This is a genomic window from Mycoplana dimorpha, from assembly GCF_003046475.1.
Taxonomy (GTDB): domain Bacteria; phylum Pseudomonadota; class Alphaproteobacteria; order Rhizobiales; family Rhizobiaceae; genus Mycoplana; species Mycoplana dimorpha.
The window spans coordinates 243458-265609 of the sequence record NZ_PZZZ01000001.1; the positions used below are offsets into that span (position 1 = coordinate 243458).

General features: G+C 66.2%; 24 protein-coding genes. 14 read left to right on the plus strand and 10 right to left on the minus strand.

Going from position 1 to position 22152, the window contains the following annotated elements; all coding sequences use genetic code 11:
* Positions 1-72 precede the first annotated feature (72 nt).
* The gene (locus C7449_RS01145) at positions 73-1893 is read left to right on the plus strand and encodes a bifunctional diguanylate cyclase/phosphodiesterase (protein WP_374828282.1); all 1821 of its coding nucleotides are present in this window, start codon (positions 73-75) and stop codon (positions 1891-1893) included.
* Between the two features lie 176 nt (positions 1894-2069).
* Here the strand turns inward: C7449_RS01145 and C7449_RS01150 are convergent, their stop codons facing one another.
* On the minus strand, positions 2070-2330 hold the full coding sequence (locus tag C7449_RS01150; protein ID WP_108000948.1) for a DUF1344 domain-containing protein: 261 nt from the start codon (positions 2328-2330) through the stop codon (positions 2070-2072).
* Positions 2331-2654: 324 nt separating this feature from the next.
* On the opposite strand from C7449_RS01150, the gene C7449_RS01155 reads away from it, so the two are divergent.
* Entirely contained in the window at positions 2655-3656 is a 1002-nt protein-coding gene (locus C7449_RS01155) for an NAD(P)H-quinone oxidoreductase (RefSeq protein WP_108000949.1), read from the plus strand.
* A gap of 78 nt (positions 3657-3734) precedes the next feature.
* Here the strand turns inward: C7449_RS01155 and C7449_RS01160 are convergent, their stop codons facing one another.
* Complete coding sequence (locus C7449_RS01160; protein ID WP_108000950.1) at positions 3735-5147, minus strand: MFS transporter; 1413 nt, start codon at positions 5145-5147, stop codon at positions 3735-3737.
* 218 nt (positions 5148-5365) lie between these two features.
* Between C7449_RS01160 and C7449_RS01165 the strand changes: the two genes are divergently transcribed.
* The 3 genes from C7449_RS01165 to C7449_RS01175 all read left to right on the plus strand — a co-directional run bounded on the left by C7449_RS01165 (position 5366) and on the right by C7449_RS01175 (position 7605).
* On the plus strand, positions 5366-6373 hold the full coding sequence (locus tag C7449_RS01165) for an asparaginase (RefSeq protein WP_108000951.1): 1008 nt from the start codon (positions 5366-5368) through the stop codon (positions 6371-6373).
* Positions 6374-6488: 115 nt separating this feature from the next.
* Positions 6489-6878 carry a VOC family protein gene (locus tag C7449_RS01170; protein ID WP_108000952.1) on the plus strand — a complete coding sequence of 130 codons (390 nt, stop codon included), beginning with the start codon at positions 6489-6491 and terminating at the stop codon, positions 6876-6878.
* Between the two features lie 106 nt (positions 6879-6984).
* Positions 6985-7605, plus strand: coding sequence for a glutathione S-transferase family protein (locus C7449_RS01175; RefSeq protein WP_108000953.1), 621 nt, complete (start codon positions 6985-6987; stop codon positions 7603-7605).
* A gap of 102 nt (positions 7606-7707) precedes the next feature.
* Here the strand turns inward: C7449_RS01175 and C7449_RS01180 are convergent, their stop codons facing one another.
* Positions 7708-7914: a hypothetical protein gene (locus C7449_RS01180; protein ID WP_108000954.1), complete on the minus strand. Its 207-nt coding sequence runs from the start codon at positions 7912-7914 to the stop codon at positions 7708-7710.
* 151 nt (positions 7915-8065) lie between these two features.
* Between C7449_RS01180 and C7449_RS01185 the strand changes: the two genes are divergently transcribed.
* On the plus strand, positions 8066-9010 hold the full coding sequence (locus tag C7449_RS01185; protein ID WP_108000955.1) for a LysR substrate-binding domain-containing protein: 945 nt from the start codon (positions 8066-8068) through the stop codon (positions 9008-9010).
* On the opposite strand, the gene C7449_RS01190 is transcribed toward C7449_RS01185, so the two are convergent.
* Positions 8970-9629, minus strand: coding sequence for a glutathione S-transferase family protein (locus C7449_RS01190; protein WP_108000956.1), 660 nt, complete (start codon positions 9627-9629; stop codon positions 8970-8972). The two genes, C7449_RS01185 and C7449_RS01190, sit on opposite strands and share 41 nt — an antisense overlap.
* A 191-nt stretch (positions 9630-9820) precedes the next feature.
* Here C7449_RS01190 and C7449_RS01195 point away from each other — a divergent pair, with 191 nt between their 5' ends.
* Complete coding sequence (locus C7449_RS01195) at positions 9821-10207, plus strand: hypothetical protein (protein ID WP_108000957.1); 387 nt, start codon at positions 9821-9823, stop codon at positions 10205-10207.
* Positions 10208-10372: 165 nt separating this feature from the next.
* Positions 10373-10861: a copper chaperone PCu(A)C gene (locus C7449_RS01200; RefSeq protein ID WP_108000958.1), complete on the plus strand. Its 489-nt coding sequence runs from the start codon at positions 10373-10375 to the stop codon at positions 10859-10861.
* A 180-nt stretch (positions 10862-11041) separates the two neighbouring features.
* On the opposite strand, the gene C7449_RS01205 is transcribed toward C7449_RS01200, so the two are convergent.
* The 4 genes from C7449_RS01205 to C7449_RS01220 form a co-directional block, all read right to left on the minus strand.
* Positions 11042-12406 (minus strand): TIGR03808 family TAT-translocated repetitive protein, encoded by a 1365-nt coding sequence (locus tag C7449_RS01205; protein WP_108000959.1) that lies wholly within the window; start codon positions 12404-12406, stop codon positions 11042-11044.
* Positions 12407-12634: 228 nt separating this feature from the next.
* The gene (gene tam, locus C7449_RS01210; RefSeq protein ID WP_108000960.1) at positions 12635-13402 is read right to left on the minus strand and encodes a trans-aconitate 2-methyltransferase; all 768 of its coding nucleotides are present in this window, start codon (positions 13400-13402) and stop codon (positions 12635-12637) included.
* Between the two features lie 18 nt (positions 13403-13420).
* Positions 13421-14074, minus strand: a complete 654-nt coding sequence (locus C7449_RS01215) for a haloacid dehalogenase type II (RefSeq protein WP_108001386.1) — start codon at positions 14072-14074, stop codon at positions 13421-13423.
* 220 nt (positions 14075-14294) lie between these two features.
* Positions 14295-15335, minus strand: a complete 1041-nt coding sequence (locus C7449_RS01220) for a zinc-dependent alcohol dehydrogenase family protein (RefSeq protein ID WP_108000961.1) — start codon at positions 15333-15335, stop codon at positions 14295-14297.
* 196 nt (positions 15336-15531) lie between these two features.
* Here C7449_RS01220 and C7449_RS01225 point away from each other — a divergent pair, with 196 nt between their 5' ends.
* Positions 15532-16410 (plus strand): branched-chain amino acid aminotransferase, encoded by an 879-nt coding sequence (locus C7449_RS01225; RefSeq protein WP_108000962.1) that lies wholly within the window; start codon positions 15532-15534, stop codon positions 16408-16410.
* An 81-nt stretch (positions 16411-16491) separates the two neighbouring features.
* On the opposite strand, the gene C7449_RS01230 is transcribed toward C7449_RS01225, so the two are convergent.
* On the minus strand, positions 16492-17127 hold the full coding sequence (locus tag C7449_RS01230) for a DUF2272 domain-containing protein (protein WP_108000963.1): 636 nt from the start codon (positions 17125-17127) through the stop codon (positions 16492-16494).
* Between the two features lie 253 nt (positions 17128-17380).
* Between C7449_RS01230 and C7449_RS01235 the strand changes: the two genes are divergently transcribed.
* Both C7449_RS01235 and C7449_RS01240 read left to right on the plus strand, forming a co-directional pair.
* Positions 17381-17983, plus strand: coding sequence for a superoxide dismutase (locus C7449_RS01235; protein WP_108000964.1), 603 nt, complete (start codon positions 17381-17383; stop codon positions 17981-17983).
* A 220-nt stretch (positions 17984-18203) separates the two neighbouring features.
* Positions 18204-18923 carry an aspartate/glutamate racemase family protein gene (locus tag C7449_RS01240; protein ID WP_108000965.1) on the plus strand — a complete coding sequence of 240 codons (720 nt, stop codon included), beginning with the start codon at positions 18204-18206 and terminating at the stop codon, positions 18921-18923.
* Here the strand turns inward: C7449_RS01240 and C7449_RS01245 are convergent.
* Positions 18842-19645, minus strand: a complete 804-nt coding sequence (locus C7449_RS01245; RefSeq protein ID WP_108000966.1) for a helix-turn-helix transcriptional regulator — start codon at positions 19643-19645, stop codon at positions 18842-18844. The genes C7449_RS01240 and C7449_RS01245 overlap by 82 nt on opposite strands.
* 120 nt (positions 19646-19765) lie before the next feature.
* Here C7449_RS01245 and C7449_RS01250 point away from each other — a divergent pair, with 120 nt between their 5' ends.
* The 3 genes from C7449_RS01250 (at position 19766) to C7449_RS01260 (ending at position 22132) form a co-directional block, all read left to right on the plus strand.
* Positions 19766-20401, plus strand: coding sequence for a LysE family translocator (locus C7449_RS01250; RefSeq protein ID WP_108000967.1), 636 nt, complete (start codon positions 19766-19768; stop codon positions 20399-20401).
* A 135-nt stretch (positions 20402-20536) separates the two neighbouring features.
* On the plus strand, positions 20537-20980 hold the full coding sequence (locus C7449_RS01255; protein ID WP_108000968.1) for a c-type cytochrome: 444 nt from the start codon (positions 20537-20539) through the stop codon (positions 20978-20980).
* Positions 20981-21220: 240 nt separating this feature from the next.
* Entirely contained in the window at positions 21221-22132 is a 912-nt protein-coding gene (locus tag C7449_RS01260; RefSeq protein WP_108000969.1) for a c-type cytochrome, read from the plus strand.
* Positions 22133-22152: the final 20 nt, after the last annotated feature.

Sequence of the window (22152 nt, forward strand, 5' to 3'; positions counted from 1 at the left end):
GAAGTTTCACAAAACTGTCATGCTGGCGAAACGAATTGTTCAGGTTCGGTGGAGAAGAGTCCGGGCGAGTTCATGACCCGGAGCCCACCGATGCCCGCCGCCGCCGAATTGCTTGCCGTTCGCCGCTTTGGCGACGATGAGCTCCTCACGTTTGCCAAGCTGGTGGTTGAAACGGCCTTTCAACCGATCGTCGAGGCGGCCTCGGGAGCGGTCTTCGGCTATGAGTCCCTGATCCGGGGCCATGACCGGCTCGGTTTCGAATCGCCGGTGGAGCTTCTGGACCGGGCCCATCAGGCGGGGCAGCTTCTGGCACTGGAGCACATGGTCAACAGCCGCTCCCTGGCAGCGTTTGCGACGCTTCCCGATTTTGCGCGCCGCACCCTGTTCATCAACCTGGATTCCCGGCTGGTGGCCGAAGCATCCGACGTGGTGGACCGCCTGTCGAGCCACCTCAAGCGCGCCGGCATCCCGGCCTCCTCGATCTGCTTCGAAATCTCCGAGCGCTTCGACCATGCCGGCATGCCGGAATTCGGCACGCTGCTCGGCCGGCTGCGGCAGGAGGGCTTCAAGCTCGCCATCGACGATTTCGGCGTCGGTCACAGCGGCATGAAGGTGCTGTGCGACCATGCCGTCGACTACCTGAAGATCGACCGGTATTTCGTTGCCGGCATCGACGCGGATGCGCGCAAGCGCCACCTGGTGCGGAACATGGTCGACGCCGCGCACGTGCTGGGCATCCGCGTGGTGGCCGAAGGCGTCGAGACCGAGGCCGAGTTCGTCGCCTGCCGCGATGCCGGCTGCGACCTGATGCAGGGCTGGTACATTGCCCGGCCGCAGACCGACCTGTCGGCGCTGCAGGCGGTATACGCGCCCGTCGCGCGTGCCCGCGCTGCGCGCCGCGGTTCCGGTTCGTTCGACAGCATCCTGATCCGCCGCCAGATCGAGCATCTGCCGGCCGTGCGGGAGAACGCCAGCCTCGAATCGGTGTTCGAACAGTTTCGCAAGGACCCGACGCGCACCTTCTTTCCGGTACTGAACGCCAATGACGAGCCGCGCGGCATCCTCCACGAGTATCACGTCAAGGAACTGAGCTATCATCCGTTCGGCCGCGACCTCCTGAAGAACAAGCTCTACCAGAAGAGCCTGTCGCATTTCGCCACGATGGCGCCGGTGGCCGATCTCGACACCCCCGCCGAGCGGCTTCTGGCCATCTTCGCCGACATGGGCGGCAGCGAGTGCGTGATCCTCACCGAGAACATGCGCTATGCCGGCATCCTGAGCGCTTCGTCCCTCCTCAAGATCATCAGCGAAAAACAGCTCAAAGCCGCCGAGGACCAGAACCCGCTCACCGGGCTGCCGGGAAACCGCTCGATCCACGACTATCTGCAGGACCGGGCGCTCGACGGCGACCAGGCGCGGCATTTCTGCTACTTCGACTTCGACAATTTCAAGCCGTTCAACGACCATTACGGCTTCCAGATGGGCGACCGCGCCATCCTGCTGTTTGCCTCGCTGCTCCGGCGCCACTTCGTCGGCGGCGACATGTTCATCGGCCACCTCGGCGGCGACGACTTCTTCGCCGGGGTTTCGGGCGGTGACGAGACGACCGTTACGGCGCTGCTGGAGAGCCTGCTTGCCGATTTCGCCCGCGAGGCGCGCGACCTCTACGCGGTCGAGGACCTGCAGGCCGGCAGGATCCAGGGGCACGACCGCGACGGCAACCGGCGCGACTTTCCGCTGATGCGCTGTTCGGCCGTCGTGGTGTGCGTGGCGGAGGGGGAACTGGTGCTCGACCCGCAGCAGATCAGCGCCCGCATCGCCGCCCTCAAGGGGCAGGCGAAATCAAGCGAGCGGGGGATTGTCTTCTGCAGCGGACAGCGCGACGCGGCCTGATCGGCTACCGCCGACTGTGTTCAGGCGTCTACGGCTCGGACGAGCCGGCGACGAAGGGAAGGGCGGACTCGTAGCGGAATCCGCCCTCGAAGGGCCGAGCGTCTGTGCGTCAGCGCATTGCCCGACCCGTCCTGAGCGGCCTGTGAATGTCCGGGCGGGTCGCTCAGCCTGTGGCGTTATTGCAGGATCTTCACTGCCGTGGCTTCATGTTTCTTCCCGGCCATGTTCCAGGTGATCGAGACCTTTTCGCCGGCCTTCAGGCCGGGATTCTTGTAGCCCTTGGGCAGCATGTAGACGGTGCCGTTGTCCAGTGTCAGCGTCATCTGCTTGGGGCTGAACGATTTCACCGTCCCGGTCGTCGTCTGCGGCGCCGCAAGCGCAACTGCCGGAGCGGCAAGGAAGGCGACGATGGCGAGTTTGGAAAGAAGAACACGCATGATGCTTATCCTCTGAGCCCCGGAGGGGGCACTTTCCGAAGCCGTCCGGAAGGCGTCGCGTCGCGACCGCAGGGCCGCCGGCGCTTCCCGGCTTCGCATTGAGGTTAGGCCGCTGGGGGCACAACTTCAAATTAATGATTGGTAATTCGGCAAGTTGATGAAACTACACGTTTTCAATGGTTTGTGGCAAATTGTGGCGGCTTGGAAGATGTCCGAAATTTAATGTTTCGTGCGTCCGGAGGCTGACTTTGGCAGCCGAAATCCGCTATCTTTGCCCGCATCCGACAGAGATACGCCCTGCACCGATTGCCCGGAGGAAACACCATGCAACTGCCCGCAACCATGCGCCATGTCGCTGTTCGCGAACCCGGCGGCGCCGAAGATCTCACCATCGTCGAGGCCGCGCTTCCTGACCTTCGGCCGGGCGAAATCCTCGTTCGCGTCGCCGCCGCCGGCATCAACCGGCCGGACATCATGCAGCGCAAGGGCGACTATCCGCCGCCGCCCGACGCGAGCCCCATCCTCGGGCTCGAGATCGCCGGCGAGGTGGTGGCGCTCGGCGGCGGCGTGACGGGGTTTGCGGCCGGCGACAAGGTCTGCGCGCTCGCGAACGGCGGCGGCTATGCGCAGTATTGCGCCGTGCCCGCCACCCAGGCGCTGCGGTTCCCGAAGGGCTACGATGCCGTCAAGGCCGCGGCATTGCCGGAGACCTTCTTCACCGTCTGGGCCAACCTCTTCATGATGGCCGATTTGAAATCCGGCGAAACCGTGCTGATCCACGGGGGCACCAGCGGCATCGGCACGACGGCGATTCAGCTTGCCACAGCCTTCGGCGCAAAGGTCTACGCCACCGCCGGCTCGACCGAGAAATGCGAGGCCTGCGTTGGCCTCGGTGCCCACCGGGCGATCAACTACCGCACCGAGGATTTCAGCGCCGTCATCGCCGAGGAGACCGGCCGCAAGGGCGTGGACGTCATCCTCGACATGATCGGCGCCGCCTATTTCGCTAGGAACCTGAAGTCCCTGGCGCTCGACGGGCGGCTGTCGATCATCGCCTTCCTCGGTGGTGCGGTTGTCGAGAAGGCGAGCCTCGGCCCGATCCTGTCGCGGCGGCTGCGTATCATGGGCTCTGCCATGCGGCCGCGAACGGCGGCGGAGAAACAGGCGATCCGCGACGAGCTCCTGTACAAGGTCTGGCCGCACCTCGATTCCGGCCGCGTCGCGCCGGTGATCCAGGCGGTTCTGCCCTTCACCGAGGTCGCAGCGGCGCATGCCATGCTGGAAAAGGGCGATCACATCGGCAAGGTCGTGATCACCTTCGACTGACCGCAACAATTCGGGCAAACCGTGCGCTGCGGTTCTGGCTGCGAAGCTGCTCGAGAACAAAGCAATTGCGGTAACCGGTCAACGCGGCTGCCGCAGCAGCGACAGCGCGAGCACGAAGGCGCAGAGGCCAGGCAGCGCGAACAGGCCGTAGAGCCAGCCTGCCGCGGCGATGTCGCCTGCGATCCCACCAGGATCGAGCAGGCCGGTGCTGTTTGCCACCACCCCGGCCAGCGCCGCGCCGAAGGCGCTGCCGAGCGACTGCATCGTGGTGATCGCCGCCGAGGCCTTGTCCTTCTCGTCGTCGGGGGCGAGCTTCAGCACCAGGGTCACCAGATGTGCCCAGCCCATCCCGACGCCAAAACCCATGCCGAAGATCGCGATCGTTGCGCAGGCCAGCACGGCAAGGCTGCCATCGGCGTTGTCGCGTGCCAGAAGCAGGACCAGCATGCCGGTCGACACCGCCTCGACGAGCGTGCCGGCGGCGATGGACAGCACCGCCCGCCGCCCGGAAAGCCCGGCGGTCAGGAAGGCCGAGCTCGTCCAGCCGAGCGCCAGCATCGCCACCAGGTAGCCGGAGACGAGCGGGGTCACGCCGTGCAGGGTCTGCAGGAAATACGGGATGTAGATGTCCGAGGCGAGCACGACCAGCAGCAGCAGCATGATCAGGTAGATCCGCGCCAGCGCCGAGGACAGCCGCACCGCCCCGGCCGGCAGCAGCCGCGCGCCGGCGCGCCGTTCGGTCGCCACCATTCCGGCGACGCCGAGGACGGCGAGGCCGGCAAGGCCGGACCGCAACGCCACCACCTCGACGGACCCGGCGAAGGAGACGAGCAGCACCGAGGCGAGCAGCAGCACGATCTGCGCGAACGGCGCCGGAGGTGCGGCATTCCGGTCCTCGCCACGCGGCAGCCGCCGCGGCGCCAGCCACGCCATCACCAGTGCGATCGGGACGAGGATGAGGAACGCCTCGCGCCAGGCGCTGCCGCTGGCGAAGACGCCGCCGATCGTGGGGCCGAGAAAGGTGGCGACGCCCCAGATCGCGGCATAGAGCGTCGACGCCTTTCTCCAGAGCGCTTCGGGATAGACGAAGCGGATAAAGGAATAGCCGAGCGTCACCAGCAGCCCGGCGCCCAGCCCCTGGATGGCACGTCCCGCGAGCACGACCTCGATGACCGGCGCGATCGCGCAGACCAGGCTGCCGAGGCCGAACAGTGTCGCGCCGCCGACATAGCAGCGGTTCAGCGAGACGGCCGCCGGGCGCACCGCGACGAAGATCGAACCGATTACCGAAGCCGCCACGTAGAGCGTGGTCGCCCAGGCAAACAGCGACAGCCCGCCGATATCGCGGACGATCGACGGCATCAGGGTGGCGGTGATGTAGGTCTCGACCGCATGCAGGCAAATCGCGCCGCCGAGCATCAGCGTCGGAAACAGGTTGGCGCCCGAGAACAGCGCCGAGAGCGGCGGGGCGGTTTGCGTCGTATCGGTCATGCGGCACCAGGGGTCGGTTCAAGATTCGGCTGAACGGATCATGTTTCGTCAGCCGTCGGAAGGGCCAAACTTCACGACAGACATGCGAGCGGCGCCGGCATGCAGCACGGGTCTGCACCCGTCGCGAATTTCCATGTCCGCGCCGCCGGCGCCGGATGTCACGGCCGGCGATTTCGTCTATGACAACAACCGTACCCAGATGCAATGAGGCGAGAAGCATGGAAAATCCGGTTCTGGTCGAGGTCACGCGGGGCAACCGCGTCGAAAGCCGCCATCGCGGCATGGTGGTGGCGGTCGACGGCGATGGCGAGGTGGTCTTTTCTGCCGGCGACATCGACGCGCCGGTCTTTCCGCGCTCCGCCTGCAAGGCCATGCAGGCGCTGCCGCTGGTCGAAAGCGGCGCGGCCGATGCTTATGGGTTCGGCGCAAAGGAACTGGCGCTGGCCTGCGCCTCACATAACGGCGAGCCGGAGCACGCCGCCCTTGCCGCCGCCATGCTGGCGGCTGCCGGCCGGGACGTCTCGGCGCTGGAATGCGGCGCCCATTGGTCTTCCGAGCAGCCCGTGCTGATCGGCCAGGCCCGCTCGTTCGAACGCCCGACCGCGCTGCACAACAACTGCTCGGGCAAGCACGCCGGCTTTGTCTGCACCGCCTGCCACACCGGCGTCGAGCCGCGCGGCTATGTCGGCTACGACCATCCGATCCAGGCCGAGATCCGCGGCGTCATGGAAAGCCTGACGGGGACGGCGCTCGCCCACGACAATTGCGGCACCGACGGCTGCTCGATCCCGACCTATGCCGTGCCGCTGAAGCGGCTGGCGCACGGCTTTGCGAAGATGGCGACCGGTGCCGGCCTTGCGCCGGTGCGGGCGCGCGCAGCGAAGCGGCTGATGGAAGCCTGCATGGCCGAGCCCTTCTACGTCGCCGGCAACCACCGCTCCTGCACGCGCCTGATGCAGGTCGCGCCGGGGCGGATCTTCGTCAAGATCGGCGCGGAAGGGGTGTTCTGCGCGGCGGTGCCGGAAAAGGGCATCGCGATCGCTCTGAAATGCGAGGACGGCGCCTCGCGCGCCGCCGAAGCCATGGTCGCCGCCGTGCTCGCTCGCTTCTTCGATCGCGACGAGGATGTCCACGCCACCCTGATGGAGCAGGCCAACCACGCCATGCGCAACTGGAACGGCATCCATGTCGGCGACGTGCGGGTGACGGCGGCGCTGACCGCCTGAGCGCCAGGAAAAATATCGTGCGCGTGTCGGCAGGCCTGCCTGCCGGCCGTCCTTGAGGCATCTGGCCGGTCGCGTCGTGATGGCGCGCCCATCCACCCAGCAGAGGAGAGACCGCATGCGCATGATTTTCGTCAACCTGCCCGTCAAGGACCTGCCGGCCACGCGCCGCTTCTTCGGCGCGCTCGGCTTCACCTTCAACGAACAGTTCAGCGACGACAATGCGGCCTGCATGGTCGTTTCCGACAACATCTTCGTCATGCTGCTGGTGGAAGCCCGCTTCCAGGACTTCGTCAACGGCAAGGTCGGTGATCCCGAAAACGAGACGCAGGTGCTGACCTGCCTGTCCGCCGAAAGCCGGGAGGAAGTGGACGAATTCAAGGCGAAGGCGCTCGCCGCCGGGGCCCGTGAATGGAAGCCGAACATCGAGTTCGGACCGATGTACGGCTGCAGCTTCCAGGACATCAACGGCCATGTCTGGGAGATGATGCATATGGCACAGGGCTGATTGTTCGGCCGTCGAAGGGGCGCCCTGCGCCGGGCGCCCCGCTTCGCTTGTCAACCGTCCGCAAATGGGATTTCCTGTTTCAGGAACCAGCTTCGGGAGGAACGCGATGCTCACCCTTCACTTCGCACCGCGCACCTGTGCGCTCGCCTCGTTGATCGCCCTGGAGGAAAGCGGGCTCGCGCATGAGGTAAAGATGGTGGATCTCGCCGGTTCAGAGCAGCGCTCCCCCGGCTATCTGGCGATCAATCCGAAGGGCCGGGTGCCGGCGCTCGTCACCGACCGGGGCGTGCTGACGGAGACCCCGGCGATCCTCGCCTATATCGCCCAGGTCACCCCGGCCGGGCGCCTGGCGCCGCTGCACGATGCCTTCGAGTTCGCCCGCATGCAGGCCTTCAACGCCTATCTCTGCGCGACCGTCCACGTCGCGCATGCGCACAAGTTCCGCGGCGCCCGCTGGTCCGACGATCCGGCCGCGGTCGAGACGATGAAGGCGAAGGTGCCGGAGAACATGGCCGAGTGCTTCCGCCTCATCGAGGAGACCATGCTTGTCGGCCCCTGGGTGATGGGCAGCACCTATTCGGTCGCCGATCCCTATCTGTTCACGATGGCGGGCTGGCTGGAGGGCGACGGCGTCGACCCGGCCCGCTTCCCGAAGGTCTTGGAGCATCGCGCCCGCATGCAGGAGCGCCCGGCGGTGCAGCGGGCGCTGGCGCGCGCCGGCGCCTGACTTCGGACGCCGGACGTGCCCGCGAGGTCGCGGGCATGGTGCTTGTTATTCGGGCCTTGCTAATGCGTTGGGGGCGGAGCGCGGCGCTCCGGTCCGGTGGCGTCAGCCGGCGCCGCACGACGGGACAATGTCGCTGCAGTCGTCCCTGCCTCTCGGAAAGGTCCGGAACGGCAGGTCGGCACGCTGGCGCTCGTCCATCGCCTCGATGTCCGGATGGGCCAGCGGGTCGCGCAGCCAGTCCGCGGTGGCGGGATCGCATCGGCGGCTGGGGGCGCCGCGCCCGCTTCTGCTGAAGAAAAACTTGATCATTGCTTTCTCCTGCGGCCGCAGTTCTCCTGAACGCTTGGCGGGCAATCTGCTTGAGAGGATAGATCCCCGCCGGTGTCTCGAAAGCAGAGATTGCGCCGACCCCTTCGCGAATTCAATTGAGCAGTTCAGGGCTTCGGTATAGAAAAACTGCATGAAGGAGCTGAACGCCATACATCTGAACGGCCTGCGCGCCATCGAGGCAGTGGGGCGGCTCGGCTCGCTGCAGGCCGCGGCCGACGAACTCGGCGTCACCGTCGGCGCCGTCAGCCAGCAGGTGATCAAGGCCGAGGGCCAACTCGGGCGGGCGGTTTTCGAGCGCACCGCGCGCGGCATGCGACCGACGTCGTTCGGCGAGCCCTTCCTGCAGAAACTGAATGCCGGCTTCCGCGAGCTGGCACAGGCGGTCGGCAGCGTCCTGCGCCGCGACGATGCCATTCTGGTCATCTCCGTCGCGCCGATCTTCGCCTCGCGCTGGCTGATCCACCGCATCCATCACTTCAGCGCCGCCCATCCCGAGATCAGCCTGCGGATCGAATCGACGACGGCGCTGGTCGATCTGACCGCCTCCGACGTCGACCTCGCCATCCGCATCGGGCCGGGCAACTGGCCGGGGGTCAAGGCCGAATTCGTGCTGCCGCAGGAGATGTTTCCGGTCTGTACGCCGGAGCTTGCCGGGCGACTGCGCAGCCCTGCCGACCTCGTCGACATGCCGGCGGTGATCGACGCCAACGACCCGTTCACCTGGGACGTGTGGCTGAGGGCGGCCGGCCTCGACCAGCCGGCGCCGAAAACCCGTCACGTCTTCAGCGATGCCTCGCTCTGCCTCGATGCGGCGCTGGCCGGGCAGGGGGTTCTGCTCGCCTGGCCGATCCTCGCTTCCTGGGCGCTGGACGAGGGCAGGCTGGTGGCCCCCTTCGACATCAGGGTGAAGACCGGCATGGGCTATTACTTCGTCACGGCCCCCGATCGCCGGGAGCCGCGCAAGGTCATGCTGTTCAAGGACTGGATGCGGCGGGCGATCGCCGAGAGCGTCGGCGGTACGGCGACGGCCCCGGCTACTGCGCTTCCTTCGTCCGCGTCTCGAACATCGTCTTGAAGGCCGGGCGCGCCTGGCAGGCGGCAAGCCAGGCCTTGACATTCGGTGCCGCGTCGAAAAGCTCGGTCTGGCTCATCGCGTAGCGGAACACCTCGGCGAGGTTGAGGTCGGCGACGGTGAAGCGGTCGCCGACGACGTGGCCCGTCGCCGCAAGGCGGTTGTCGAGCAGCGCGAACGCCTTCTTCAGCGCCTTGGTGGCGGCGCGGATGGTCATCCGGCCTTCCTCGCTCTCGGCGCCGTTGCGGTCCATGGTCAGGACGATCTTGACCGCGTGCGGCTCGACCTCGGTCGCCGCCCACATGGTCCATTGCAGCATCTCCGCCTCCTCGGTGATCGTCTGGCCGGAGAGCGGGCCGCCATGCTTGCGGGCGAGATAGAGGTTGATCGCCAGCGACTCGTTCATGACGAAGCCGCCGTCGTCGATGCAGGGGATGAGCCCGGCCGGGTTGACCTTCAAGAACTCCGGCGAAAGCGTGTTCAGCGGCGCATCGGCGGCAGCCGGGTCGTCGAGCCGGTATCCCTGGATCACCGGGACCGAGACGAATGGAATGCCGAGCTCGCCCGCCATCCAGTAGTTGCGCGAGGCACGCGAGCGATAGACGCCGTAGATCGTAAGCATATGCGATTCTCCCATGATCGGTGGCGGAACCATAGGCGCCTGTCGCGGCGCGGGGTAGACTGCGGGCGTGATCGTCGGATGAATTGTCGTGATGTCAGGCGAACGTTTGCATGCGACAATGCCGCATTGACCGTCATGAGGCAGCGGGGTACGGACGAACGGTCCGCAACTGTTGGCGGAACGAGGAAAAAATGATGAACCCTGCGGGCGGAAAGGCGGTGCTTGTGCGCATGCTTTGCATGCTCGCGCTGGTTTTTCTTTCGTTCGCCCACAAGCCTGCAGCCGCCGTGCCGCTGTCGCCGGCCGAACTGGCCGCCATCACCCTGCCGGACGGCACCATCCCCGATCTCTGCATCAAGAACAGCGTCGAGCACGGCAAGGCCAAGCCGGGCTCGGGCCCGGGCTGCGAGGCCTGCCGCATCGCTGCCGCCGTCCTGCTGCCGGCGCCGGCCGATCTCGACGGGCGCGTTGTCGCCTTTCGTGTCGTCGCCGACCGCCCGCTGGTCGAAGCGGCCGTCCACGGCCGCCGCTTCCCGCCCGGGGCACCTCCCACCGCGCCACCTTATCCGTTGGTCTGATCGCGTACCCGCCGAACGTTTGATCCGCGTCCGGCCTGCACTGACCTGAAGACGGAATTTTTCCGAACGACGCGCCGGCGAACGCCGCCGCACAGATCTCTGCCTTCCCGACCTTGCCGCGGGGAGGCCTGCTTCCAATTTCCAGATCCTTGAGAGGAACACACAATGAAACTGCTTCCGAAGATGCTCGCCGCCGCCGTCCTGCTTGCCGCCCCGGCGTTCGGCGCGTTCGCCCATGAATACAGGGCCGGCGACCTCGAGATTCATCATCCCATGTCGAAGGCGACGCTGCCGGGCCAGCCGGTCGGCGGCGGCTTCTTCACCATCATCAACCATGGCAGCCAGCCCGACCGGCTTGTCTCCATCACCTCGCCGGTTTCCGACGACGTACAGCTGCATGATATGAAGGTGGAGAACGATGTCATGACGATGCGCCAGGTGAAAGGCGGCATCGAGATCCCCGCCAACGGCACGGTCGAGCTCAAGCCCGGCGGACTTCATGTGATGTTCATGGCGATCAAGCAGCCGTTCGAGGAGGGCGAGATGGTTCCGGCCACCTTGAACTTCGAGAAGGCTGGCGCCGTCGCCGTCGAGTTCAAGGTCGAGGCGGCAAAGCCGGGCGAAGCCGCTCACGACATGAACGCCCACGACTGAGAGCGCGAAGATGGGAAAGGCATGCAGCTGCAGCCTTCCCCATCCGCCCCATCGCCCCACCGGCGTGCGGGTGCCTTGGGGGCGAGACTCGCGGCCGTAGCGCCTGCCGGCGCCACGGCCCGTATTCAAAAATGACCGCGGGCGCGCCCAAGACGCGCACCGCGGGAGCGCCTGTCCGGCTTATTGCTTCCGGTTGCGCTCAATTGCAAGATGGGCGAATTGCACTTCACCCTCCGCCAGTTCGCCGGTCGCCCGCTCGTTCCAGCGAAAGCCGGCGATGGCGCCCTGCGGCGTGTCGGAAAAGAGGTTGCCGGAGATCAGCGCCGAACCGGCCCCCTCGACGACCGTCACCGCGCAGCCGACCGGTGCGCCGCGAACGAGGTTGTCGTTGACCACCAGTCCGCGCATGTAGGGTCCCCAGCCGAGCATCAGCCCGTATTTCGGGGCGTTTTCGATCGTGTTGCCGCTGACCACCGTGTCCGCCTCCACGGCGATGCCGAGGCCGAAGCCCGCCCCGTCATGCTTATAGGGCCCCTCGAGCCGCAGGTTGCGCACGATGTTGCCGGTCACCGTCGCAAGCCGCCCGCCCTCGTCGAAGTTGACGATCAGGATGCCGTTGGCTGCACCGTCGATGAGGTTGCCGTTGACGATCGCCCCCTCGAAGCCGAACTCGGAATAGATCGCCGTCTCGCCGGAGTTCAGGCAGGTGTTGCCGGCGATCTGCACGTTCGAGCCTGCGTTGGAGCGGATCGCCGAGAAGGCGCAGCCGGAAAGGTGGTTGTTCGTCACCATCACGGCGTCGGCGCGAAAGACGTTGATGCCGTTGCCGTATTGGCCGGTGCCGCCCTTCGTGGCACCGATCTGCGCGACGCGGTTGCCGGACACGATGGTGCCGTCCGCCCCCTTGGTCCAGCGATGCACGAGGATGCCGCCGTTGGCGCATTCGACAACGGTGTTGCCGGTGATCGACAGCCCGCCGCTCTCGACCGCGTACACGGCGAAATCCGCCGCGCCAGAGATGCGGTTGCGGTCGATGCGCCCGCCGCAGCGTTCGAGGTAGAGCGCCGATCTGGCGGACCCCTTGATCTCGCAATTCTCGATCAGCACTTCGCCTGCGCCGGCGAGATGGACCAGTCCCTGCACGGTGTCGTCGAGCCCGCGGTTGCCGCCGTCGATCACGAGATTTTCGAGGTGGACGCGACCGACATCCTGCCCGGCGAAGAGGTGGCCGCCGCCGCCATAGAGGATGCGGGTGGCGCCGGGAACGCCGGTGAGGCGAGTGTTCTGCGGCAGTTCGACATTGGAGACGGCATAGTCGCCGGGCGGCAGGAAGACCGGCGTGTTCTTCGCCGCCGCCTCGCGCAGCAGCTTGGCGAAGGCCTTGCTCTTGCGGTAGTCGCCGCCCGGCCGCACGCCATGGGCGGAGGCGTCGATGGCGCCGCGCAGATCGACGTTCAGGACCGGCGCACCGGCCCCGAGCGCCGGCACGGCGGAGCCGGCCGTCGCGAGCCCCAGATAAGAAAGTAATAACCGCCTGCTAACCATGCCTGCTCCTTGCAGGGCACGAAGCAGGAACCGTGCCAGCCGAATCTGTGTCGAAACGGCACGATTAAGGTGCCTTCACGCACGGAGCAGAGCGCGGCGGAAGGCGGTGACGAGACGTTGCGCAGAAATGCAACACTTGCGTCAGCGAGGTGCCGAGCGCGTAGCAGTGGCGGGTATCGATTGACCCGTGCGGGCGGAGGTCGCCTGAGCAGGGTCCAGATCGCTTGCTCAGGCCTTGACCGCGACCACGAACAGACGCGGAAAGCGGAGCAGCACGTGGCCGTCGGCGGTCTGCCGGTAGGCCTGCTCCAGCCCTTGCCGGTAGGCCTCGAGGAAGCCGTCCTGCGCCTCGGCCGGCAGCCTCGCCAGATAGGGTCGCAGGCCCGTGCCCTTGACCCATTCGACGATTGCCGCCGCATCCGCCATCGGATGGTTGTAGATCGTGTGCCAGATGTCGAGGCGGGCGGCCTTCGGCGCCAGCGCATCGTAGTAGGCGTTAACCGGCGGCAGCGGCGCGCGGGGCGGCTTTTCGACGAAATACGGCGCCCAGCGCGGGTCGCCGGCGGTCGCCGCCATCCCGGTATGGCTCGGTTCGCCGAGATTGTCGGGCATCTGCACGGCAAGCACGCCACCCGGCAAGAGCCGGTCCATCAGCCGTGAAACCACAGTCAGATGATCCGGCACCCACTGGAAGACCGCATTGGCGAAGAGGAGGGCCGCGGGTTCCGGCGGTGTCCAGCTCGCCAGGTCGCCCTGCGCGAACGGCCGGTCCGGAAGCCGCCGGCGCGCCGCCGAGAGCATGTCCGGATCGCTGTCGATGCCGACGATCCGGTGGTCCGGGAAGCGCGCGATGACGAGTTCGGTCGAGTTGCCGGGGCCGCAGCCGAGGTCGTAGGCGACGCCGTCGGGCAGGGGCGGCACCTGCGCCAGCAGGTCGCGCGCCGCCCGCGTGCGCTCGTCCTCGAATTTCAGGTACTGCGCCGCCGACCAGCCCATCCGCTCCGCGCTCCGCCTTTACTCCAGCGCTTCCAGCGTCGGCAGGATTAGCGACGGGCCGAGATCGGCATATTCGTCGGGCATGTTGGTGCGGTTGATCCAGACGGTCCGGAAGCCGAACTTCGTCGCGCCGGCGACGTCCCAGCGGTTGGAGGACTGGAACGACACCGCGCTCGGATAGAGGCGATAGCTGGTCGTCACCGTGTCGTAGACGGCCGGCGCCGTCTTGTAGGTCTTCAGTGCGTCGACGGAGAAGATGTCGTCGATGACGGTGTCGAGCGCCGCATTGTCGACGGCCGACTTCAGCATCGCCGGCGAGCCGTTGGAGAGGATCGCGATGCGCGCGCCCCGGGCCTTCAGGCCGCGCAGCACGGCCGGCACCTCCGGGTAGCAGTCGAGCTTCCAGTAGGCCTCGAGCAGCTTCGGCCTGAGCGCCGGATCGACGCCGGGAATGCGCTGGAAGGTGAAGTCGAGCGCCTCCTCGGTCAGTTGCCAGAAGTCCCGGTAGGCGCCCATCAGTGCCCGGGTCCACGAATATTCGAGCTGCTTGGCCCGCCACAGCTCGGAAAAGCGCTGGTATTCCGGCCCGACGTCGCCGGCATGGCGGCGCACCGCCGCATGCACGTCGAACAGGGTGCCATAGGCATCGAAGACATAGGCGGCATGGGACACGGCGGCTTCAACTCCCAAAAAAGCGCTTTCGCATCAGAATATTAGCGCCCGATCGTGTCAATTTTCGGTGCGCTGCACAATATCGAGAGAGTATGACGGACCCGAGGGTCGCGCCACTGCGGCCTTTCACCACTCCGGCCTTGCGACAACCGTGGCGGCGTCGCGGAAGCGCTTTTCTCCCGATGGGTGGAGGGCGAGCGGTCCGCGCCCGCCGTCCCGCTCAGAACCGCGTGATGACGCTGATGCCGAGGTCGGTGGCGGTGTCCATTGTCATCAGCGCCGGCACGGCCTCCTCCAGGCCGATCTCGCGGCCGATCAGCCTGTCCGGCTGCAGCTTTCCGGCCGCCATCATCGACAGCATCGCGTCGTAGCGCCAGGCCTGCATGCCGTGGCTGCCGTAGATCTCCAGTTCGTGGCCGATCACCTGTGCCATCGGGATCTGCGGCGTCGCGTGCTCGCCGAGCATCAGCCCGACCTGCACGTGGCGGCCGCGCCGGCGCAGGTTCTTAATCGAGTTGAAGCAGGTGGCAGGCGAGCCGAGCGCGTCGATCGAGGCATGCGCCCCGCCGCCGGTGATCTCGCGAACCGCTTCCGCCACGTCCGCCACCTCGCGGGCATTGATCGCCGCCACCGCCCCCATCTTCCGCGCGAAGGCGAGCTTCTCGTCGGAAATGTCGATAGCGATCGGGTTGGCGCTGAGCGCCGCCGCGATCATGATCGCGGACAGACCGACGCCACCGCATCCATGCACCGCCACCCATTCGCCGCCCTTGACCTTGGCCTGGTCGCAGACGGCGCGGAACGAGGTGGCGAACCGGCAGCCGAGGCTCGCGGCGGTCACGAAGCTGACGCTGTCCGGCAGGTGCACGAGGTTCTGGTCGGCATGGTCGAGGGCGACATATTCGGCGAACGAGCCCCAGTGGGTGAAGCCCGGCTGGAACTGCTCCTCGCAAACCTGCTGGTTGCCCGAGCGGCATTCGTGGCAATGGCCGCAACCGGAGACGAAGGGCACCGTCACCCGGTCGCCGACCTTGAAGCGCGTCACCGCTTTTCCGGCGGCAAGCACCGTGCCGGCGAGTTCGTGGCCGGGCACGTGCGGCAGGCGGATGTCGGGGTCGTGGCCCATCCAGCCGTGCCAGTCGCTGCGGCAAAGCCCGGTCGCCTCCACCTTGACCACGACGCCGCCGGCGGTCGGGGTCGGGTCGGGCAGGGTGCGGACTTCCGGCGCAGCACCGAAGGCTTCGTAGTACATCGCTCTCATGGATTGATTGCCCCTCTCATTCGCATTCGCAATGTATGCCACGCGGCCTTGCCTCGTTCCACCGGTGCATCCATGACAATGGCTGATGCATCCATTAAAGATCGTGAGTGGACAGCGCCCGCCGATTGGTTCAGGCCTTTGCCAGCTTGACCCGGATCGCCGGGCCGGCCTTTATCGGCCAGAAGGAGACCTGAACATGGCAGTCGACACCTCCCCGCGCACCCCCACCTGGACCTATGTCGAAGGCGAGTGGCTTCCCGGCAACCCGCCGCTGATCGGGCCGACCTCGCACGCGATGTGGCTGGCCTCCACCGTGTTCGACGGCGCCCGCTGGTTCGACGGCCTCGCCCCCGATCTCGACCTGCATTGCCAGCGCGTCAACCGCTCGGCTGTCAACCTGGGCATGAAGGCGACGATGAGCGCCGAGGAAATCCAGGCGCTTGCCCTGGAAGGGGTGAAGAAGTTCGACGGCAAGACCGCGATCTACATCAAGCCGATGTACTGGGCCGAGCACGGCTCGTTCAGCGTCGTCGCGGCCGATCCCGAGTCGACCCGCTTTGCGCTCTGCCTGTTCGAGGCGCCGCTTGGGGATGGCAAGACCGGCGAGGCGCTGACCGTGTCACCCTTCCGCCGCCCGACCAAGGAATGCATGCCGACGGACGCCAAGGCCGGCTGCCTCTATCCGAACAACGCCCGCATCCTCGTCGAGGCGAAGTCGCGCGGCTTCGGCAATGCGCTGGTGCGCGACATGCTCGGCAACGTCGCCGAGACCGGCACATCCAACGTCTTCATGGTCAAGGACGGCGTCGTCTTCACGCCCGCCGCCAACGGCACTTTCCTTTCCGGCATCACGCGCTCGCGCGTCATCGGCCTCTTGCGCCAGGCCGGCTTCGACGTCCGCGAAACGACGCTGACGGTGGCCGATTTTGCCACCGCCGACGAGATCTTCACCTCCGGCAACTATTCCAAGGTCCTGCCCGTCCACCGCCTCGACGACCGTCAGCTGCAGACCGGTCCGGTGACGGCCAAGGCACGCGAGCTCTATTTCGACTGGGCACGCAGCAGCAATCGGTGAAGGCAGGGCCGCCACCGATGCCCGGAACGTCCGCTCGCCTGAGACGGTGAGCGGCCGCCGGCTTGTTTGGACTGGCCCCCGTTAGATGCGGCACTCCAGGATCGCGATCCACGGAAGCTCGGTGCCCGAGGTGTTGATCCGGTTCCTCAGATAGCCGGTGCCGGTCAGTCTCAGCCGCTTCATGTCCACATTGTCGTTGACGTTGCCGCCCATCACATGGGCGTGCGTGTCGGTCACGTCGACGACGATGTCACCATGGGACGGATAGAAGCTGTCCGCTTCGTAGGTGATCGCCGCCTGATCGTAGCCGTAACCTTTCGCATATGCCCGGCCCGCGCAGACGATGTCGCCGGCCTTCGGCTTGTAGTTTTCCGGTTTGCGGGCGATGTAGGCGAAATCCGAGGCGGCGCCGTTCGCCGCTTTCATGGCCCGGTCTATGTAGTAGCAATGCGCCTGCGTGTAGTGGAAACGGGTTCCGGCACCGGCGGTCTTGTTGATGAAGGATACGAAGGCGCTGGACCAGGCCGGCCGGATCCCGGCCTGTACGGTCCTGCCGTCGAGGTGGTTTATGCCGATGCTTCTCCAATAGTCCCTGACGAAAAGATAGTAGTCCTTGCTGTGCTGCGGCGATCCCCAGGTCTCCCGGCCCTGTCCGTTGTCCCAGCGCGCGTATTCGTGCTTGCAAGCGTCAACCAGTTGTCTTGTGAAATCAGACATGTTTCGCCCTCCTCGAGATTGCAGGAGGAGTGTCGCTTAACTAATCAATGGTTGCAATACGCATCGCCGGCAAGCCTTGGATGTATTTGGTGCGGCGCGGGGGTGCGCCATCGAGGCATCAGCGTCGCGCAGAAGGGAATTGCGGCCAAACAACAAAATTTGGCATGCAACCGGTTGTCTCCTGCGGGTCCGGCCCCTATGTTCCACTCAACGGATTTCATTGAAAAATTCCGTATTCTAGAGGAGATACGCCATGGCCTTCGAACTTCCGCCGCTGCCCTACGACTACGACGCGCTTGCGCCGTTCATGTCGCGCGAGACGCTGGAGTACCATCACGACAAGCACCACAAGGCCTATGTCGACAACGGCAACAAGCCGGCCGAGGAAGCCGGCCTGTCCAACCTGACGCTGGAAGAGATCGTCAAGAAGTCCTACGGCACCAATCAGGGCCTCTTCAACAATGCCGGCCAGCACTACAACCACGTCCATTTCTGGAAGTGGATGAAGAAGGGCGGCGGCGGCAAGAGCCTGCCGGGCGCGCTGCAGAAGGCGTTCGACAGCGATCTCGGCGGCTACGACAAGTTCCGCACCGACTTCATCGCCGCCGGCACCACCCAGTTCGGCTCCGGCTGGGCATGGCTGTCGGTCAAGGACGGCAAGCTCGCCATCTCCAAGACCCCGAACGGCGAGAACCCGCTCGTCCATGGCGCGTCGCCGATCCTCGGCGTCGACGTCTGGGAACACTCCTACTACATCGACTACCGCAACGCCCGCCCGAAGTACCTGGAAGCCTTCGTCGACAGCCTGATCAACTGGGATTACGTGCTGGAGATGTACGAGGCGGCGACCGCGTAAGGTCCGTCGGCTTTTCCGTATTCGATGAAGCCCCGGTCGCAAGGCCGGGGCTTTGTCGTTCCGAGGACCATAGTCCAAGTGACGTGACCAGGGTCGCTTCGCCCTGGCGCCACCGTCAGCAAAAAATACGTTCATCTGACGCAAGATTGACTGCGATTGGAAAATCTGGACCGATATGGAAGTTGCATCAGGACCAGAGCGGAAACAGCGGAGGAGGGGCATGGCGGACGATCCGATGACGCTGATCGGCCTGATTGGCGGGATGAGCTGGGAGTCCAGCGCGCTGTACTATCGGCTCCTGAACGCGGCCGCCCACAGCCGCCTCGGCGGACACCACAATGCCCGCTCAGTACTCTTCACGCTCGACTTCGACGCGATCAACCGCCTGGCCGCCGAAGGGCGCTGGGACGAGGTTGCCGGTCTGATCACGGATGCCGGACACAGGCTGGAGGACGCGGGCGCGGCGTTCGTGATGATCACGGCCGTCAGCGGCCACGCCGTGGCCGACCAGGTGGAGGCGGCCCTGCGCGTGCCGCTCCTCCACATTGCCGACCCGTTTGCGAAGGCCGTGCGGGCGAGCGGCCGCACCAGGGTCGGCCTGCTCGGCACGCGCTACACCATGGAAATGGATTTCTTCTCCACCCGTCTGCGCGAGCGCCATCAGCTCGGGGTCCTGATCCCCCCGCAGGAGCAGCGCCATGCGCTGCACCGGATCATTGTCGAGGAATTGACGCTCGGCCGGATAACGGAAGAGGCGCGGCACACCTTGCTGTCGATGGCAGCCGGCCTCGCCGCGCGGGGCGCCGAGGCAATCGCCGTCGCCTGCACCGAGCTTCCGCTGGTTGCGGCAATGGAAGCCTATCCCGTGACTGCTTTCGATGTCGTGCAATTGCACGTCGAGGCGGCGCTGGATCGGGCCATTGCTGAAGCGTCAGCCTGAAGCGGCCGAACTGGCTGCTCTTGCCGGACATCGGCTGGCAGATCGCTGCCCCAGCCCGCGATCCACAGCTGCCGCAGGCGGTCGCCTTCGCCGCGGAAGTGGCTCCCCGTAATATCGCAATTCTCCACCCGGTCGGCGCGGAAGTTGCGGATCGCCTGCCGCAGCTCGCACCATGCGACAATATTGGCGTGCTCGGAGTAGTAGATCAGCGCCAGTGGTCTGATGATGCGCTCGGTTGCCCGCCCCAGGTCGTCGCGGTAGTCGATCAGCAGTTTCTCCTCCTCGCGGATGGCCCGGCGCACCATTGCCAGATCGATCGCCCCGGGTGCGGTTGGCGCCGTGCCCCAGGCGTGCAGGGCCCGCGCATTGAGCGTATGGCGCAGCGGTGGGGGGACGGCGCCCTCGATCTTGGCGCCGACGCTTTTCGCCGCCGCCTGGAGTTCGCGGTCGCCGGTTCGCTCCAGCAGCGCCAGCGCCAGCACGATTGCCTCCGTCTCCTCGATCGAGAACATCAGTGGCGGCAGGTCGAAGCCGGGCCGCAGGATATAGCCGATGCCGCGCTCGCCCTCGACCGGCACCCGCATCGCCTGCAGCGCGGCGATGTCGCGATAGATCGAGCGCACCGTCACCTCCAGCTGCTCGGCAATCCGGGCCGCGGTGACCGGGCGCTGGGCCAGCCGCAGGATCTGGATGATCTCGAACAGGCGCGCCGCTTTTCGCATGGAGGGCTCCTCACAACTGACACATCCCTGTCAGTTGGGCTTCGCTATACCACGCTTCAAGCAATTGAAATAGCGGGGCTTGCAGCCACGAGGCTGGCCACATCGGATTGGACAACTGACATGACCTACACAGAACACCTCTGGCTTTTCTTTCTGCTGGTCGCGGGCATCATCGTCGTGCCGGGCATGGACATGATCTATGTGCTGGCAAGCTCGCTGTCCGGCGGCCGCCGCGCCGGACTGTCGGCCACGTTCGGCATCATGGCGGGCGGACTGTTCCACACGTTCTACGCCGCCGTCGGCGTCGGCTTGCTGCTGCACTATGTGCCGGCGCTGTTCGACGTGTTGCTTGTGGTCGGTGCTGCCTACATTGCCTGGATTGGCTGGACGCTCGCGCGCAGTTCGATTGCCATCGACAGCGTCGACGCGCTCGACCGCCGCGGGCTGTGCACCCGCTTTCACCAGGGGGCGCTGACGAGCCTGATGAACCCGAAGGCCTATCTCTTCATGCTGGCGGTCTTTCCGCAGTTCCTGCGGCCGGAATTCGGTCCGGTCTGGCGCCAGGCGGGCGTGATGGTCCTGATGATCTGGGCAGCGCAGCTTGCCATCTACGGCGGTCTCGCGGTCGCCGCGGGCAGGGGACGCGACATGCTCGTCGGGAGCCCGCAGGCAACCCGCCTCGTTGGCAGGGCTTCAGGGCTGCTGCTGATCGGGATCGCCGCCGCCACGCTCTGGCAGGGATGGGGCATGGGCTGATCGAGGCGGCATTCTGTCGGGTAAGAGCCCTTCTCAAGAAGAATTTACTTTTCCTGTCACTTGCCCGTGCAATCATGCCGCCGCTTTGAGCCGCCGGGCGGGACACCCGACCGGCATATATCGAGGGAGTTACCAATGAATTTGAAGACAATCGCGGCGGCGGCCGCCCTTGCCGTTCTGGGCGCCAGCACCGTCGTCGCGGCCGACGAGCCGCAGGTCGTGCGCCAGCAGATGATGAAGAAGATTGGCGGCGCGATGGGGGCGCTGGCCGGCATCGCCAAGGGCGAGAAGCCCTATGACGCGGAGGTCGTCAAGGCCTCGCTGGCCACCATGACGGAGGTCACCAAGACCTTCCCCGAGCAGTTCCCGGCCGGGACCGAGACCGGCGCGGAGACCGAGGCAAGCCCGAAGATCTGGCAGAACATGGACGACTTCAAGGCCAAGGCAGCCGCGCTCGGCAAGCAAGCCGAGACGGTACTCGCCCAGCTTCCGGCCGATCAGGCCGCGGTCGCCTCGGCCATCGGCCCGATCGGCAAGAGCTGCGCTTCCTGTCACGAGAGCTACCGCGTGAAAAAGTAGCGGTCACCCCTGCGGATCGGCAAACTCTCCGGGGGATCGATGCCCGGGAGAGTTTGCCTTTTGCCGCGGCCATGCCACGATGCATGCGCAAGGTCTGCCGGTCGCGCGATTGCGCATGAATGGCAGGCATGACCGCGCAACGACCGTCCCGGGATCGTTTCGGCTTCGGGATGTACCTCGGAGGTCTGCCACGGGGGACCTGCCGGGCGATCGAGGGAGCTTCATGCCGGGGGCAGCGCAATGAGATTTCGTGGACTGGCGGTTGCCGTGCTGGCCGTCGCGGCGATTGGCGTGGCGTCTTATCTGTCGATCACCGCTGCGGCGCGGATGCCTGATCAAACATGGAACGCGGCGGGCGAGCCCGATCTCGAGAACGGCGAGCGGGTGTTTCTGGCCGGGGGGTGCTCCAGTTGCCACGCAGCGCCGGGGGCGACCGACGAAAACCGGCTGGTCCTTGCCGGCGGCGCGCCGCTGAAGAGTCCCTTCGGCACCTTCTACCCGCCCAACATCTCGCCCGATCCCACCGCCGGCATCGGCGGTTGGACGCTCGCGGAGTTCGGCGATGCCATGCTGCGCGGCGTCGGCCGCGAGGGCCAGCACCTTTACCCCTCCTTTCCCTACGCCTCCTATGCGCGGATGACGCCGCGCGACATCAACGATCTCTACGGCTATCTGAAGACCCTGCCGGCCAGCGCTAATGTCGCCCCGACGCACGACCTGCCGTTCCCGTTCAACCAGCGCCTGCTGATTGGCGGCTGGAAGTTCCTGTACCTGAACGACAAGCCGCGCGTGCGGCTGAGCAAGCCGGACGCCAAGGTCGAGCGCGGGCAGTACCTGGTGGAGGGGCCGGGCCACTGTGGTGAATGCCACACGCCGCGCAACGCGCTCGGCGGGCTCGAGACCGACCAGTGGCTGGCCGGCGCGCCGGATCCGGAAGGCGGCAAGGGGCGCGTGCCCAACATCACGCCCGGCGGGAAGGGCTTCGGTGATTGGAGCGAGAACGACATCGCCTATTACCTCGAATCCGGCTTCACCCCGGATTTCGATTCGGTCGGCGGCTCGATGGCGGCGGTGCAGAAGAACATGGCACGGCTGCCCGCCACGGATCGCGAGGCGATCGCCGCCTATCTGAAGGCGATCCCCGCCCATTGAGCCGGGTTGCCGGGGTTACA

What these genes read in the sequence shown, in the direction of transcription:
- C7449_RS01145 (WP_374828282.1), top strand. Translation starts at nt 73, where the DNA reads ATGACCCGGAGCCCACCGATGCCCGCCGCCGCCGAATTGCTTGCCGTT.
- C7449_RS01150 (WP_108000948.1), bottom strand. Translation starts at nt 2,330, where the DNA reads ATGCGTGTTCTTCTTTCCAAACTCGCCATCGTCGCCTTCCTTGCCGCT.
- C7449_RS01155 (WP_108000949.1), top strand. Translation starts at nt 2,655, where the DNA reads ATGCAACTGCCCGCAACCATGCGCCATGTCGCTGTTCGCGAACCCGGC.
- C7449_RS01160 (WP_108000950.1), bottom strand. Translation starts at nt 5,147, where the DNA reads ATGACCGATACGACGCAAACCGCCCCGCCGCTCTCGGCGCTGTTCTCG.
- C7449_RS01165 (WP_108000951.1), top strand. Translation starts at nt 5,366, where the DNA reads ATGGAAAATCCGGTTCTGGTCGAGGTCACGCGGGGCAACCGCGTCGAA.
- C7449_RS01170 (WP_108000952.1), top strand. Translation starts at nt 6,489, where the DNA reads ATGCGCATGATTTTCGTCAACCTGCCCGTCAAGGACCTGCCGGCCACG.
- C7449_RS01175 (WP_108000953.1), top strand. Translation starts at nt 6,985, where the DNA reads ATGCTCACCCTTCACTTCGCACCGCGCACCTGTGCGCTCGCCTCGTTG.
- C7449_RS01180 (WP_108000954.1), bottom strand. Translation starts at nt 7,914, where the DNA reads ATGATCAAGTTTTTCTTCAGCAGAAGCGGGCGCGGCGCCCCCAGCCGC.
- C7449_RS01185 (WP_108000955.1), top strand. Translation starts at nt 8,066, where the DNA reads ATGAAGGAGCTGAACGCCATACATCTGAACGGCCTGCGCGCCATCGAG.
- C7449_RS01190 (WP_108000956.1), bottom strand. Translation starts at nt 9,629, where the DNA reads ATGCTTACGATCTACGGCGTCTATCGCTCGCGTGCCTCGCGCAACTAC.
- C7449_RS01195 (WP_108000957.1), top strand. Translation starts at nt 9,821, where the DNA reads ATGATGAACCCTGCGGGCGGAAAGGCGGTGCTTGTGCGCATGCTTTGC.
- C7449_RS01200 (WP_108000958.1), top strand. Translation starts at nt 10,373, where the DNA reads ATGAAACTGCTTCCGAAGATGCTCGCCGCCGCCGTCCTGCTTGCCGCC.
- C7449_RS01205 (WP_108000959.1), bottom strand. Translation starts at nt 12,406, where the DNA reads ATGGTTAGCAGGCGGTTATTACTTTCTTATCTGGGGCTCGCGACGGCC.
- tam (WP_108000960.1), bottom strand. Translation starts at nt 13,402, where the DNA reads ATGGGCTGGTCGGCGGCGCAGTACCTGAAATTCGAGGACGAGCGCACG.
- C7449_RS01220 (WP_108000961.1), bottom strand. Translation starts at nt 15,335, where the DNA reads ATGAGAGCGATGTACTACGAAGCCTTCGGTGCTGCGCCGGAAGTCCGC.
- C7449_RS01225 (WP_108000962.1), top strand. Translation starts at nt 15,532, where the DNA reads ATGGCAGTCGACACCTCCCCGCGCACCCCCACCTGGACCTATGTCGAA.
- C7449_RS01230 (WP_108000963.1), bottom strand. Translation starts at nt 17,127, where the DNA reads ATGTCTGATTTCACAAGACAACTGGTTGACGCTTGCAAGCACGAATAC.
- C7449_RS01235 (WP_108000964.1), top strand. Translation starts at nt 17,381, where the DNA reads ATGGCCTTCGAACTTCCGCCGCTGCCCTACGACTACGACGCGCTTGCG.
- C7449_RS01240 (WP_108000965.1), top strand. Translation starts at nt 18,204, where the DNA reads ATGGCGGACGATCCGATGACGCTGATCGGCCTGATTGGCGGGATGAGC.
- C7449_RS01245 (WP_108000966.1), bottom strand. Translation starts at nt 19,645, where the DNA reads ATGCGAAAAGCGGCGCGCCTGTTCGAGATCATCCAGATCCTGCGGCTG.
- C7449_RS01250 (WP_108000967.1), top strand. Translation starts at nt 19,766, where the DNA reads ATGACCTACACAGAACACCTCTGGCTTTTCTTTCTGCTGGTCGCGGGC.
- C7449_RS01255 (WP_108000968.1), top strand. Translation starts at nt 20,537, where the DNA reads ATGAATTTGAAGACAATCGCGGCGGCGGCCGCCCTTGCCGTTCTGGGC.
- C7449_RS01260 (WP_108000969.1), top strand. Translation starts at nt 21,221, where the DNA reads ATGAGATTTCGTGGACTGGCGGTTGCCGTGCTGGCCGTCGCGGCGATT.